The organism is Herbaspirillum sp. RV1423 (assembly GCF_000577615.1).
Taxonomy (GTDB): Bacteria; Pseudomonadota; Gammaproteobacteria; order Burkholderiales; family Burkholderiaceae_D; genus Herbaspirillum.
This window is the reverse complement of record NZ_CBXX010000006.1, coordinates 120,073-134,357: the sequence shown is the minus strand read 5'-3', so window position 1 is coordinate 134,357 and position 14,285 is coordinate 120,073. Positions and strand designations below refer to the sequence as shown.

15 protein-coding genes are annotated in these 14,285 nt (G+C 59.0%); 6 read left to right on the top strand and 9 right to left on the bottom strand.

The features are described from left to right. Positions 1-8: 8 nt before the first annotated feature. The 6 genes from RV1423_RS08670 to recA form a co-directional block, all read right to left on the bottom strand. Positions 9-491 (bottom strand): pilin, encoded by a 483-nt coding sequence (locus tag RV1423_RS08670; protein ID WP_034295449.1) that lies wholly within the window; start codon positions 489-491, stop codon positions 9-11. Positions 492-684: 193 nt separating this feature from the next. Then, positions 685-1,407, bottom strand: a complete 723-nt coding sequence (locus tag RV1423_RS08665; RefSeq protein ID WP_034295447.1) for a TerC family protein — start codon at positions 1,405-1,407, stop codon at positions 685-687. A 267-nt stretch (positions 1,408-1,674) separates the two neighbouring features. Then, on the bottom strand, positions 1,675-2,556 hold the full coding sequence (gene sucD, locus RV1423_RS08660) for a succinate--CoA ligase subunit alpha (RefSeq protein WP_034295445.1): 882 nt from the start codon (positions 2,554-2,556) through the stop codon (positions 1,675-1,677). Positions 2,557-2,573: 17 nt separating this feature from the next. Beyond that, positions 2,574-3,740, bottom strand: a complete 1,167-nt coding sequence (sucC, locus tag RV1423_RS08655) for an ADP-forming succinate--CoA ligase subunit beta (RefSeq protein ID WP_034295443.1) — start codon at positions 3,738-3,740, stop codon at positions 2,574-2,576. Positions 3,741-4,130: 390 nt separating this feature from the next. Beyond that, complete coding sequence (gene recX / locus RV1423_RS08650; protein WP_034295441.1) at positions 4,131-4,598, bottom strand: recombination regulator RecX; 468 nt, start codon at positions 4,596-4,598, stop codon at positions 4,131-4,133. Between the two features lie 47 nt (positions 4,599-4,645). Continuing rightward, entirely contained in the window at positions 4,646-5,692 is a 1,047-nt protein-coding gene (gene recA / locus RV1423_RS08645; RefSeq protein ID WP_034295439.1) for a recombinase RecA, read from the bottom strand. A 381-nt stretch (positions 5,693-6,073) separates the two neighbouring features. On the opposite strand from recA, the gene RV1423_RS08640 reads away from it, so the two are divergent. The 4 genes from RV1423_RS08640 to RV1423_RS29755 all read left to right on the top strand — a co-directional run bounded on the left by RV1423_RS08640 (position 6,074) and on the right by RV1423_RS29755 (position 9,625). Then, positions 6,074-7,702, top strand: coding sequence for a tetratricopeptide repeat-containing response regulator (locus RV1423_RS08640; RefSeq protein WP_034295437.1), 1,629 nt, complete (start codon positions 6,074-6,076; stop codon positions 7,700-7,702). Positions 7,703-7,706: 4 nt separating this feature from the next. Then, complete coding sequence (locus tag RV1423_RS08635; protein WP_034295435.1) at positions 7,707-8,312, top strand: sensor histidine kinase KdpD; 606 nt, start codon at positions 7,707-7,709, stop codon at positions 8,310-8,312. A gap of 174 nt (positions 8,313-8,486) precedes the next feature. After that, positions 8,487-9,440 carry an aliphatic sulfonate ABC transporter substrate-binding protein gene (locus RV1423_RS08630; RefSeq protein ID WP_034295433.1) on the top strand — a complete coding sequence of 318 codons (954 nt, stop codon included), beginning with the start codon at positions 8,487-8,489 and terminating at the stop codon, positions 9,438-9,440. Positions 9,441-9,454: 14 nt separating this feature from the next. Beyond that, positions 9,455-9,625, top strand: a complete 171-nt coding sequence (locus RV1423_RS29755) for a hypothetical protein (protein ID WP_155835055.1) — start codon at positions 9,455-9,457, stop codon at positions 9,623-9,625. Here the strand turns inward: RV1423_RS29755 and RV1423_RS08625 are convergent, their stop codons facing one another. The 3 genes from RV1423_RS08625 to RV1423_RS08615 form a co-directional block, all read right to left on the bottom strand. After that, positions 9,626-10,048, bottom strand: coding sequence for an OsmC family protein (locus RV1423_RS08625; protein ID WP_034295431.1), 423 nt, complete (start codon positions 10,046-10,048; stop codon positions 9,626-9,628). Positions 10,049-10,191: 143 nt separating this feature from the next. Further along, positions 10,192-11,130 carry a Tim44 domain-containing protein gene (locus RV1423_RS08620; protein WP_034295429.1) on the bottom strand — a complete coding sequence of 313 codons (939 nt, stop codon included), beginning with the start codon at positions 11,128-11,130 and terminating at the stop codon, positions 10,192-10,194. A gap of 196 nt (positions 11,131-11,326) precedes the next feature. Continuing rightward, positions 11,327-11,734: a hypothetical protein gene (locus RV1423_RS08615; protein WP_034295428.1), complete on the bottom strand. Its 408-nt coding sequence runs from the start codon at positions 11,732-11,734 to the stop codon at positions 11,327-11,329. A 232-nt stretch (positions 11,735-11,966) separates the two neighbouring features. On the opposite strand from RV1423_RS08615, the gene RV1423_RS08610 reads away from it, so the two are divergent. Both RV1423_RS08610 and RV1423_RS08605 read left to right on the top strand, forming a co-directional pair. Beyond that, positions 11,967-12,671: a response regulator transcription factor gene (locus RV1423_RS08610; RefSeq protein WP_034295426.1), complete on the top strand. Its 705-nt coding sequence runs from the start codon at positions 11,967-11,969 to the stop codon at positions 12,669-12,671. A 32-nt stretch (positions 12,672-12,703) separates the two neighbouring features. Further along, positions 12,704-14,284, top strand: coding sequence for a sensor histidine kinase (locus RV1423_RS08605; protein ID WP_034295424.1), 1,581 nt, complete (start codon positions 12,704-12,706; stop codon positions 14,282-14,284). The last annotated feature ends 1 nt before the right edge of the window (position 14,285 follow it).

Below are 14,285 nucleotides of genomic sequence, written 5' to 3'. Positions count from 1 at the left end.
CACGAGTATCAGCGGCAGTTCTCCGGAGCATACTTCGCAGGCAGCGTTGCCGCGCCGTCAACCGCTGTCGCCGGCGCACTCTGGCAAAGCCAGGTTATCGCGCTGGGATTGGTCGCCGAAGGGATCAGTTTCAAGGTCTTGCCGCCGACATCGCCGCCGATCTGACCGAAAGTGATGGTGATGGCCCCGCCTTGCGCGATCTGGATATCCGACACCGTCTTGAGCTCCGCGGAAGGCGTAAACTGATAGCCGGTAGCAGCTTGGTTAAACTCTGTACCGCCCTTCGCCGCAATCGTCTCTGACACTGCCATCTTGGCCGGCGTCGCCAGGTTCAGCCCCTCGGCCACCTTGGTGCGAATCAGGTAATCCCGATACTGGGGAACAGCCACCATTGCCAGAACGCCGACAATGGCAAGCACGATCATCAGTTCGATCAGGGTAAAGCCGCGCTGAGCGCTTTGTGTCTTACATACCAGCCTTGTTGCTTGCATATTGTTTTCCTATTACAAAAAAATCGCGTTTTCGGGCGCGTTGCCTGGTTATCTGGCCATGACTGCTATTTTCTCGTAGGCAACGCCGGACTCCCCGCTGAGATCATATTCGCCAATGACGAATTTGTGAACATTTTTATAAGTTGCAGGAAGGCGCTGATTGCTTTTGCCGCCTTGCCTGCACCATCGTCCTTCAAGCCTCCTGTTTTTGCGCCTTACGCGCAACCCAAGTACCGACGATGACAACGCCCACAGCGCCGACCACGCCCGGCAAACTGAGATGCAACTGCATGCCTGGCACGACGAATTCATGATACGGCAGATAGGTTTGCACCCAGTCCCGGATCGCAACATCCGAAATCAACATGCCGCCTGCCAGGTAACCGAGCAAGGCCGCACCCAGCGTGATGATCATAGGGACTTTTTCCATCAGCCTGAGCACCAGCGTGCTGCCCCAGACGATGATCGGAATGCTGACCAGGATGCCGAAAATCACCAGCAGCAGTTGATGCTCTCCAGCCTGCTCGGCCGCGCTGGCAATGGCGATGACGTTGTCCAGGCTCATCACCAGGTCGGCGACAATGATGGTCTTGATCGCCGACAACAGCTTGTCGCTGCCGCTGATATCGCCGTGTTCGTCATTGTCGCTGAGCAGCTTGGTGCCGATCCAGAACAGCAGCACGCCGCCGGCCAGCTTGATGAATGGCATCTGCAGCAAGGTCACGGCAAAGGCGATCAGCACAATGCGAATGCCGATGGCGCCGAAAGTACCCCACAGGATGCCGCGCATGCGCAGGTTATCGGGCAAATTGCGGCATGCCAATGCGATGACGATGGCATTGTCGCCGCCGAGTAAAATATCGATCAGGATGATCTGGCCGACAGCCAGCCAGTTCAATTCCATCAGAAAATCCATTTATTTCCCCCGTGATTGATGGACACCAAGAGGCTTTTACAAAATTAAGTTCGGCAGGGATGCCGACGCAGACGGTACAAGGAGGAGTACGGCAAGGAGGCACAACAACGCCAGGTTAATTTTGCAACAGCCTCTAAAGCAATATGGGGAGCCGGAGCTCCCCATATTGTTATGTCACCGGTCAGGCAGGGAAGTTCTGCCGATGTCCGGACAAATAACTTCCCATCCTGCCGCTCGTGTTGCTGTATTGCTGTTGCGACAGATGAATTACAGCACCGACTTCAGCAAACGCCCCATTTCGGAGGGGTTGCGAGTGACCTTGATGCCACACTCTTCCATGATCGCCAGCTTGGCTTCCGCCGTGTCGGCGCCGCCGGAAATCAGCGCACCGGCGTGGCCCATGCGCTTGCCTGGAGGCGCAGTCACGCCGGCGATGAAACCGACCACCGGCTTCTTCATGTTGTCCTTGATCCAGTAGGAAGCGTTTGCTTCGTCGGGACCACCGATTTCACCGATCATGATGACGGCGTCGGTATCAGGATCATCATTGAATGCCTTCATGATGTCGATGTGCTTCAGACCGTTGATCGGGTCGCCGCCGATACCGACTGCCGTCGATTGCCCCAGGCCCAGTGCAGTCAATTGACCGACGGCTTCGTAGGTCAGTGTGCCCGAACGGGACACCACGCCGATGCGGCCCTTTTTGTGGATGTGGCCAGGCATGATGCCGATCTTGATTTCGTCCGGTGTAATCAGACCCGGGCAGTTAGGGCCCAGCAGCAAGGTCTTGCTGCCGGCCTTGGCCATACGGTTTTTCAGTTCCAGCATATCGCGGACCGGAATGCCTTCGGTGATGCAGATGGCCAGATCCAGGTCGGCTTCAACGGCTTCCCAGATTGCGGCAGCAGCGCCTGCAGGCGGAACGTAAATCACGGAAACGGTGGCGCCGGTTGCCTTCTTGGCTTCGGAAACATTCGCGAAAATCGGAATGCCTTCGAAATCTTCACCGGCCTTTTTCGGATTCACGCCAGCAACGAATGCGTTCTTGCCATTCGCGTAGTCGCGGCACATGCGTGTGTGAAATTGGCCGGTTTTGCCGGTGATGCCCTGGGTGATGACTTTGGTGTCTTTATTGATCAGAATCGACATAGCTATTCCTTGTCCTATTATTTACCGTTGGCTGCAGCAACAACTTTTTGCGCAGCTTCTTCCATGCTGTCCGCCGAAATGATCGGCAGGCCGGAGTCGGCCAGCAGCTTCTTGCCGATCTCTTCGTTGGTGCCCTTCATGCGCACGACCAGCGGCACTTTCAGGGAAACGGCTTTGGACGCAGCAATAACGCCTTCAGCGATCACGTCGCAGCGCATGATGCCGCCGAAGATGTTGACCAGGATGGCTTTCAGTTCAGGGTTCTTCAGCATGATCTTGAATGCTTCGGTAACCTTCTCGGTGGTGGCGCCGCCGCCGACATCCAGGAAGTTGGCAGGTTCGCCGCCGAACAATTTGATGGTGTCCATGGTCGCCATGGCCAGACCGGCGCCGTTGACCAGACAGCCGATGTTGCCGTCGAGAGAGATGTAGGCCAGGTCGAATTTGGAAGCTTCGATTTCGGCTGGGTCTTCTTCGTCCAGATCGCGGTAAGCGACGATTTCAGGATGGCGGAACAGCGCGTTGGAGTCGAAGTTGAACTTGGCGTCCAGTGCGATGACCTTGCCGTCGCCGGTCAGGATCAGGGGGTTGATTTCGGCCAGCGATGCGTCGGTTTCCCAGTAAGCCTTGTACAGGCCTTGCAGTTGCTTGCGCGCATCGGCGATGGAACCGGCTGGTACGCCGATCTTGGCGGCGATGCTGTCGGCGTCGGCGTCGGTCAGGCCGGTGGCCGGATCGATGGCGATTTGGTGGATCAGTTCAGGGTGGCTTTCCGCAACTTCTTCGATGTCCATGCCGCCTTCGCTGGAAGCCATCAGGACCACGCGTTGGCTGACGCGGTCGGTCACCATACTGACGTACAGTTCTTTCTTGATATCTGCGCCTTCTTCGATCAGCAAGCGACGCACTTTTTGGCCTTCAGGGCCGGTTTGGTGCGTGATCAATTGCATACCAAGGATCTGGTTCGCATATTCCTTGACTTGCTCCAGGGATTTGGCGACTTTCACGCCGCCGCCCTTGCCGCGGCCGCCCGCGTGGATTTGTGCCTTGACGACCCAGACCGGACCGCCCAGGGTTTCAGCCGCCTTGACAGCGTCTTCAACGGACTGGCATGGAATGCCGCGTGGAACGGTCACGCCGAATTGGCGGAGGATTTCTTTGCCCTGATACTCATGGATTTTCATGGGAGCTTCCCTTTAAGACACTATTAAATAAAACTTACTGGATTGAAATCCGGCTGGCGGCAATACCGCACGGCGCGAATGGAGACAAGAATCCGCCGCTGTGCGTTTTCCCCGAACGAGAACGCGCATGGCCTGTACGACCGGGCAAATTGCTTAGTAGAAGGTGCAGAAAGTGCATTGGGCATAAAGAATGCCATTTGATCAACATTAATCGTTGTCGCATTGCGTGTCGTCATCGCAAAAATTACCATGACAGCCGCTAATGCGGCGCAGCAAAAACCCCGAGATTTTAGCACAGCTCGCCTCGGCTAGGCAGCAGTAGCGCCGACTACCAACTATTTTGAGGAGAATGGCTTTTCCGAACGTTACCCGGCAAAGAATCGGCCCCGATCAGTCGAGGCCATCATGTTCATCGCTCCAGGCAGTTTTGACCGCTACCTGGATCGCGCGATGGGAAAAACCACGCTGCTGAAGAAAGCGCATGCACTTGGCGCGCGTGGCCGGATCCGCCGGCGCCTCGGAGAATTTGCGCCGCAACACCTCGCGCGCACGTGCGGATTCGCCTTGCGTCAGTTCCTGCCTGACGTCGCCCAGCGCCTCGCCATTGATGCCGTGGCTTTGCAACTCGGACAGGATGCGGTTATTACCGTAACGTCCGGCGCGACGATGCACCAGCGATTCCGAAAAACGCTCTTGTGAAAGGAATTTGGATTCTTGCAGCCAATTGAGCAGGGCTTCGATATCGTCGTCATCTTGCGCGTAAGGGGTTAGCTTACGCGCAAGTTCCAGACGACTATGCTCACGTGAAGAGAGATATTTGAGCGCTCGCGCCTTCAGGCTGAGTTGCGGCCTGGGCATGGTTTAAGCCGGTACAACAAATACGGCGCAAGCGAGGACGTTCGACATCAGGATGCTTCAGCGGTAGGCGCGCCAACCAGTTCCGGCACGCCTAGCGAAGCACGCACCTTGTTTTCGATTTCGCGTGCCAGTTCCGGACGCTCCTTCAGGAAATTACGCGCATTATCCTTGCCCTGGCCGATGCGTTCGCCGTTGTAGCTATACCAGGCGCCAGACTTCTCGACGATCTTCGCTTCGGAGCCCAGATCGAGGATTTCACCTTCGCGCGACGTGCCTTCTCCATAAAGAATATCGAAGTGCGCTTCGCGGAATGGCGGCGCCACCTTGTTCTTGACGACCTTGACCTTGGTTTCGCTGCCGATGACTTCGTCACCGGACTTGATCGAACCGGTGCGACGGATATCCAGACGCACGGAAGCGTAGAATTTCAGCGCATTGCCACCGGTCGTGGTTTCCGGATTGCCGAACATGACGCCAATCTTCATGCGAATCTGGTTAATGAAGATGACCATCGTGTTGGTGCGATTGATGCTGCCGGTCAGCTTGCGCAGGGCTTGCGACATCAGACGGGCTTGCAGGCCGGGCAGGGAGTCGCCCATGTCGCCTTCGATTTCAGCGCGCGGGGTCAAGGCTGCTACCGAGTCGACTACAATCAGGTCTACGCCGCCGGAACGCACCAGCGCATCGGTGATTTCCAGTGCCTGTTCACCAGTATCTGGCTGGGAAATCAACAAGTCGGACAGGTTGACGCCGAGCTTTTGCGCGTAAGTCACATCCAGCGCATGTTCCGCGTCAATGAAGGCGCACGTGCCGCCGAGTTTTTGCATTTCGGCAATAGCTTGCAGCGTCAGCGTGGTTTTACCGGAGGATTCGGGGCCGTAGATTTCGATCACGCGGCCGCGCGGCAAACCGCCAACGCCCAGCGCGATATCGAGGCCAAGGGAACCGGTCGAGACAACCTGGATTTCCTCGATGACGGCACCGTCTTCCATACGCATGACCGAACCTTTGCCGAACTGCTTCTCGATCTGCGCAAGGGCAGCGGCAAGCGCTTTGCTCTTTTCGGAATTATTGGCGGGTTTTTTGTCGTCCATAGGGTTCTTTCAGCAAAGGGGTCGTTTGAGTCAGGCAGAGATCAACTAGACAGTACTGTATAAAAAAACAGTTGTTCGTGCAAGCTCTTTTTTGTCTGTTGTGCTTTTGCGGCAAAGTCGTGGTCGGAAATGCAAGCAATGACGGAAGAATCGCACATCCAAACAAGCTTTTCACAATACTCTGTTAGTATCCGCGCCAATTATAACGATGTTGCAGGTACGAATCCTGCTGGCAAACGGAGAGCCCCGCCCCTTCGGGGGAGCAGCGGGTCGAAACGGTAATCGCCGCATTGTGTGGAATATCTAGGATTTCCGGCGGATATTCCGCGTATCTGGTATACATTGCCATCTAGTAATATTACGAGTTTTCTGCTTCCCTTTATGACCTTGGTTCCATTCAGCCGCATCAGCAGCCTGCGTTCGCTCATCATCGATGACATGCCCGCGATGCGCCAAAACATCCGCATGCATCTGGGCCAACTCGGCATCACAAAAGTCGACCAGGCCGGCACGCCCGACGAAGCGATCCGCTTTGTGGAGGCCAGCGCCTACGACCTGATCGTGTGCGACTACAACCTGAACAAGGAAACCAACGGCCAGCAGTTGCTCGAGTTTTTCCGTACGAAAAACCTGTTGCCGCCGACGACCATGTTCGTCATGGTGACTGCCGAAAGCGGTTACAACCTGGTTGCCAGCGCCGCCGAATTCCAGCCCGACGCCTACATGCTCAAGCCGCTGACCGCGTCCAAGCTGGCCGAACGCATCGACCGCCTGCTGGAAAAGCAGAATATCCTGCTGCCCATCAACGACAAGCTCAAGCGCAAAGATGAGGCCGGCGCCATTGTCGAATGCGACAACGTGCTCAAGAGCGCCCCAAAATGGATTGTGGACATCCTCAAGATCAAGGGCAACCTGCTGATCGAATTGCGCCGCATCGAAGAAGCCCGCGCCGTCTATGGGCAAGCGCTTGAGATGCGCGACGACCTGGTATGGGCCAAGATCGGCATGGCGCGCTGCGATATCGCGGCGGGTCAGTTCGACGCCGCCAAGGTGCTGGTGCAAAACGTGCTGGCGCAGAATTCGCAATACATCGAAGCCTATGACCTGCTGGCACAGATCGAGGAAGCCAAAGGCAACCAGGCCGAAGCGCTGGAAGCCTTGTCGCGCTCCTCCGCCATCATCCCTTCGGCGCGACGCAGCCGCATGGTAGGCGATGCCGCTTACCGTGTGGGTGACCTGGAACAGGCCAAGGAAGCCTTCGACAAGGTGCTCAAGCACACCAAGGGTTCGTTGACGGCCCAGCCCGGCGACCTGCTGACGCTGGCCCAGGTCCATGTCGACACCGGCGACGCCGCCGCCGCGCTGCAGTTGCTGTCGACTGCGCCGAGGCGCTATGCCGAATCGAAGATGTTCAATTCGGCGCAATCGGCCGTCGCCGCGCAAGCGCACGTCAAACTCGGCAATCTCGACGCCGCGGAGAAAGCTTTCGAAGCGTCAAAAATCGCCGCCGAGGGCGCGCCCTCCGAAATGGCCACACTGGCGCTGGCCAAAGCCGCCTTCTCGATGGGCCGGGACGAAGAAGGCGCGCAACTGATTTCGGAAGCGGTGAAATCCGACCACGAGAACAAGACCTTGCTGGCTCTGGCGCGCAAAGTGCTGGCCGATTGCGGCAAGGAAGAGATGACCGACACGCTGGTGGACGGCGCCGTCAAGCAGTGCATGACGATCATCGCCGAAGCCAATGCCCTGATGCGCAGCGCCAAACCGGACGAATCGCTGGTCAAACTGGAAGAAGCCCTGCACAGCATGCCGGAAAATACCGGCGTGCTGATGGCCGCTGCGCAGTTGCACCTGCTGTGGATGAGCCAGCGCGGCATCAATCAGGAATATGTCAAGCGCGTCAACCGTTACCTGAATACCCTGGACCGCCTGATCCCGGGCAACGACCGCGTCAGCAAAATGCATAAATTCCTGCGCGACACAGTGGCCAAAGCCGCTCAAAAAAACTGACAATATGGACGCCAAACTCGCCGCCATCATCGTTCACGACATCAAGAATTCGCTCGGCGTGCTCGAAGGCGAACTGCGCGCGCTGGCGGCCGATTCCGCCGATGAGCGCGCCGGCCACGCGCATCTGACCTGCCTCACCCTGCAAGAAAAACTCATCGGTTTCCTGACCTTGTACAAAGCGTCCTCGCAAGGCCTGACAGCGCAGATCGAAGCGCTGTCGCCGCAAGATTTCCTGCGGGGCTTGCTGCGCCATCTGACAATCAACCAGTCAGGCCTGGATGTCGTCATCAATGAAAACGACATGCCGCTGGTCGCCTTCTTCGATGAGAACCTGGTCGGCCTGGCGCTCGAAGCCGCACTGCAAAACGCCACGCGTTTCGCACGTTCACGCATCGAACTGGCCTGCCGCAAGGACGGCAACGGTATCGTTTTCAGCGTGCGCGACGACGGCCCCGGCATCGGCACGCAGGAAGCCAAACCCTCCACTGGCCTCGGCATGGATCTGTGCAAGGCGATTGCCGGCGCGCATCACAAGGGCGACAAGAAGGGCGAAGCCCTGCTCGCCAATCATCCCGATGGCGGCGCCCAGTTCGAACTTCACCTGCCTTGACGCGATCACGCACGCCAACGACGTCGATACGCGCACATGCGCCAGGCAAATAAGCTAGCGCGAAAAAAATCGTTCTTTTTCCCGGACTTCGTCCGTAGAGTGTGACCCGAAGGGGACCGCCGCGCCTTTGTTTATGCGCGCGTCCTGCCGGGACACGAACAAGAAAAGGACATCATGCAACGCCGACATTTTCTCCGCCTGACCGCTGCCGCCGCAGCAGCATTGAGCCTACCCGCCCAGGCGCAAACCGGCAAACCGGCGCAAGTGCGCATCGGCTATCAGAAATCCTCCACGCTGCTCACCGTCATCAAGGCCAACGGCGCGCTGGAAAAGCGGCTGACGCCGCTCAACATCAAGATTGGCTGGCACGAATTTTCCAGCGGCCTGCCACTGCTGGAAGCGCTCAACGTCGGCGGCGTCGACCTCAGCGCCGACGTGGCCGACACCGTCCCGGTGTTCGCCCAGGCCGCCGGCGCCAAACTGACTTATCTGGCGCAGGAAGCACCCTCGCCGTCGGCGCAAGCCGTCATCGTGCGCAATGATTCACCGATCAAGACGATCGCCGATCTGAAGCGCAAGAAAATTGCCGTGACCAAGGCCGCCGGCGTACATTACCTGTTGATCGCGACACTCGAAAAAGCCGGCCTGAAATTCAGCGACATCGACGTCGCCTATCTCACGCCCGCAGATGGCCGTGCCGCCTTCGAACGCGGCAGCGTCGATGCCTGGGTCACCTGGGATCCTTTCCTCGCCGGCGTGCAAAAGCAGACGCCGGTGCGCATCCTCTCCGACGGCCGCAATATCGCCGACTATCAACGCTATTACCTGGCCTCGACGCCGTTTGCGGAAGCGCATCCGGAAGTGTTGGCGATCGTGTTCGACGAATTGAAAAAGACCGGATTGTGGGTGCGCCAGAACCCGAAGGAAGCGGCTGCTTTCCTGGCCCCAATCTGGGGGCTCGATGCACCGACGATCGAACTGGCGAACAGCCGCCGCAGCTATGAGGTGCGTGCGGTAGTGGTGAACGCATTGGGCGAACAGCAGCGCATCGCCGACACGTTTTTCGCCGCCGGTTTGTTGCCAAGGAAAGTCAACGCAACCGACGTTGCGATCTGGAAGCCGGCATAACCGGAGTACAGATCATGGACTGGCTTGACGCAACCACAGCGATATTGGCGATTGCCGCCGTGCCGCTGGCCTTGCGTTATCCCTTGCGGGGGCAAGGCGGCGAAACCTCGTGCGGCTGCGCCGGCGAGGAGCAAACGATTCCTCGGGCGGAAGAGCCGCCGCAAGAGCGGCAACTCCGTTCCTGACTATGCCAGGCTGGCCCGTACGCTGATGTCGGCCTTCAACACTTTCGATACCGGACATCCCTTTTTGGCCTGATCGACGGCTTCGTCGAACTTGGCCTGGTCGGGATTCTGCAATTTGGCCTTGACCTCCAGCACGATGGCCGTAATGGCAAAACCGTTTTCGACTTTTTCCAGCGTCAGCGTGGCGTTGGTGTCGATGCGCTCCGGCCCGAGGCCGGCCTTGCCGAGCCGGCTCGACAGATCCATCGAGAAACAGCCCGCATGCGCGGCGGCGATCAATTCTTCCGGATTGGTGCCGACGCCATTTTCAAAGCGCGCGGTAAACGAATATTGCGTCGCGTCCAGCGTCTTGCTCTCGGTGCTCAGCGCGCCGCTACCGTCCTTCAGGCTGCCGTTCCAGACGGCGGAAGCTTGTCGTTGCATGGCATTCTCCTTGACACAAAACATCATCATGCGACCATCGCCCGCCGTGCGGCATAGGACAAGCGCGCAACCCGACGTAAGAGTTCCGGAGACGTAAAAAAAGCCGCTCCGAAGAGCGGCTTCCAATTCAATCAAACAGCCGATCAGGACAATTGCTGAATGCCTGCCAATACCCAGCCGCCGTTGCCGGAGACCGGTTTCGACAAGTTCCAGATTTCGCTGAACTGAGTCGGCGACGCATTCTGATCTTCCTTGATGAAGCCGAAGAACTTCACGCTTGCCAGGTAGTCGTTGCCGACGGTTTCCACGCCCAACATCTCCGCATCCAGCGAGACCACATCGGTGTGATTGGCCGAGGCGCCGCGTTCATGCAATTGCAGCTTCAGTTCGCCGAACATTTCCGGCGTCGTGAATTCGCGGATGTCGTTGGCGTCGCCCTTGTCCCAGGCGGCCTGCAAACGGATGAAGTAAGTCTTGGCGTTGCGTACAAAACCGACCGTATCGAAGTCCGCAGGAATGCCGTAAGACGATTGTTCCGCCACGGCAGCACCGCCGCCAAACGACGCGCCTTGCAGCGCCTTCGGCGGTTGCGCCGGTTCCAGCAGCGAGCCGATGGCAGGAGTCTGGTTGCCGGCGTTGCCCTGGTCGGCGCCATGCGCGGCGGCGTAGACCGGACGCTCATTGCTGTTGCCTTCCGATTTGCGGCGGAACATGCGGTAGATGAACATCGCGGCAAATGCCAGCAACGCGACCATCAGAATGGTGCTGATCATGCTGGCCATGGCGCTGCCCAGACCGAAGTGCGACAGCAACGCGCCCAGACCCAGACCCAGCAATGCGCCGCCGAGAATGCCCTTCCATGGACTAGGCTTCGGTGCGGTGGCGGCCGGCGCCGCTGCGGGTGCCGCCGGTTTGGCCGGCGCAGCCTGGTTCTGCTGCATCGGGCTTTGCGCCTGACGGCTGGCGCCCGACGACTGCTTGCCGAACGAGCCGCCGCCGCCGAGACGCTTGGCCTCGACGCTGCTGATGCCAACCGATAGGGTCATCGCAGCCACTATCAGCGCGACAAATACTTTTTTCATGCTATCTCCTGAGATGGAATGTGATGCGAAGGTGGTCGCATCGGCCGTAAAACAATGGAAAATATGTGTTCCTGCCTGCGCCGGTTCAGGCACGCGGATCGGGGACGATGAGCAAGACGCGCACAGCACACACGTCGTCAGCTATCGCCGCAATACGGGCGAGAACCGGGAATTGCCGCGAACGGCAAGGAAGGGATCAGACCCGCGGCGGACGGCCGGCGGGGGGAAGGAAAGGCGGTTGACTGGCGGCGTCGCTACGCAGCGCCGGCGCCAAGGTGGCCGAATCGACGACAAACACCAGCGCCGGATTAAGCACGGTTTCATCGCCGACGCCGGCGTGATTGGAAAAATCTTCACTGTCCGCATACGAGGTGTCGTCGTCGCGGTCGGCCTGGTCGGGTAAGGTTTGCTGCTCGTCGGCTGCCGCAGTGGCGGCATCGGTACCGGCAACTTCCGCCAGGAGTTGTTGCAGTTGCTGTTGCTGGGCCTGTTGCACCTGCAACTCCAGCGCTGCCGAATCGATGCCGGTCTTGTACGTCAGCATCCCTGCAAAGACTTGCACGGGCAGCAAACAGATCAGCAATAGGGCAAACAGGCGCGTCATCGCAGTTTTCAGACAATCAACTCGAAAAATTATACCAAGAGTTAGGCAACATGCGGGCGTTTCGCTGATTTATCAAGGGCTTATCGGCAATATGACGGAATTTTGCGTTAGCGCAAGGCAGTCTTGATTATGCATTGCAATAGCGATCGATTTAGTAGAATATGCAGAAAAATATCGCAATATTCCTACAATAATTTGAGACAGCGCCGCCTACCCGTGCGGATCATAAACCATGCGTATCCTGCTTGCAGAAGATGACAGTGTCCTGGCCGATGGTTTGACGCGCTCGTTGCGTCATTCGGGATATGCCACCGATTGCGTCAAGAATGGCGTCGAGGCTGATTCGGCCTTGTCGACGCAAGACTTCGATCTGCTGATTCTCGACCTCGGCCTGCCCAAGATGTCCGGGCTGGAAGTGCTGCGCCGCCTGCGTGCGCGCAACTCGCGCCTGCCGGTATTGATCCTCACCGCCGCCGATTCGGTCGAACAGCGCGTACAGGGCCTGGACCTGGGCGCCGACGACTACATGGCCAAGCCGTTTGCGCTGTCGGAACTGGAAGCGCGCGTGCGTGCCCTGACCCGGCGCGGCGCCGGCGGCGGTCCGACCGTGATCCGCCACGGCTCGCTGAGCTACGACCAGGTCGGCCGCATCGCCTACATCGGCGAGCAGATGCTCGATCTTTCCGCACGCGAACTGGGACTGCTCGAAGTATTATTGCAGCGTACCGGGCGGCTGGTTTCCAAGGAACAGCTAGTGGATCATTTATGCGAATGGGGCGAGGAAGTCAGCAATAATGCGATCGAAGTCTATGTCCACCGCCTGCGCAAGAAAATCGAAGTCGGCGGCATCCGCATCGCCACCGTGCGCGGCCTCGGTTATTGCCTCGAAAAACTGCCCGACTCCATCGCGAGCGTCGGCATTGCCAGCAACGCTTGAGCGTTTCCTTGGCGCGGGCACGGGGGGTTTCCATGCCTGACGCACGCGATACAAACAACTCAGGCAACGTCGGCGATGCCGCCGCCCCGCAAGCGCCGGCAGTCTCCGCCAAAGGCAAGCGCCGCGCCGCCATCGCCACCCAGCCGGAAGAACGGATCCAGCGCTCGCTGTTCGGCGAGATCCTCGACTGGATGCTGGCGCCGCTGCTGCTGCTGTGGCCGATGAGCATCGCCATCACTTATCTGATCGCGCAGTCGATCGCCAACCAGCCGTTCGACCGTGCGCTGGAAGACAGCGTGACCGTGCTAGCCCAGCAAGTCTCCGAAGTCAACGGCAAAACGGTGGCGCGTCTGCCGGTATCGGCGCGCGATCTGCTGCGCGCCGACGACATCGACAATATCTACTTCCAGATCACCGGTCCGCGCGGCGAGTTCGTCGAAGGCGATCGCGACATGCCGCAACCGCCGGTCGAGGAAGACAAGCCCATCGGTGCGGTACAGTTCCGCAACGACATCCTGCATGGCAACGACGTACGCATCGCCTATACGCAAGTCGACCTGCGGCGCACCTCCGAGCAGCGCGCGGCTTCTTCGCGCGAGCCGCGCCTGGCGACGGTGCAGGTCGGCGAAACGCTTGAAAAACGCGCCCAGCTCGCCAATGAAATCATCAAGGGCGTGATCCTGCCGCAGTTCGTGATCCTGCCGGTGGCGTTGGCGCTGGTCTGGTTCGCCCTGTCGCGCGGCCTGTCGCCGCTGTCCGAATTGCAGCAGCGCATTCGCGCGCGCCGCCCGGACGATCTCAGTCCTATCGATTCCGGCCAGGTGCCGGAAGAAATCTCGCCGCTGGTGCGTTCGCTCAACGACATGCTGGCGCGGCTGTCGCAAACCATCGCGCTGCAAAAACGCTTCATCGCCGACGCCGCGCACCAGATGAAAACGCCGCTGGCCGGCATGCGCATGCAATCCGAACTGGCCTTGCGCCAGACCGACAAGGCCGACGTGCATCGTTCGCTGGAACAGCTCGCCAAGAGTTCCGAATCAGCCACGCGGCTGGTCAATCAGTTGCTGTCGCTGGCGCGCGCCGAGAACCAGACGCCGGAGATGTCGCCATTCCAGCCGATCGAACTGTCCGAACTGGCACGCAACGTGGTGCAAGACTGGGTACCGATGTCGTTCACGCAGCGCATCGATCTCGGCTTCGAGCAACCCGGCCATCCGATCATGATCTCGGGCAATCCTGTCATGCTGCGCGAACTGCTCAGCAATCTGCTCGACAACGCCCTGCACTACACACCCGCGCTGGGCAGCGTGACCGTGCGCGCGCGCGCCGATGAAGAGACCGGACAAGCGTTCCTGGAAGTCGAAGACACCGGCCCGGGCATCGCGCCGACCGAGCGCAGCCACGTCTTTGAACGCTTTTACCGCATCCTCGGCACACATACCGCGGGCAGCGGCCTGGGACTGGCCATCGTGCGCGAGATCGCGCAACAGCACGAAGCCACGGTCGAGATACTGAACAATCCGCGCAGCATGGATCCCAAAGCGCCGGGCTGCCTGTTCCGTGTGACGCTGCACATGACCCCGCGCCAGATTTTCATCGACGATATTGGCTGAT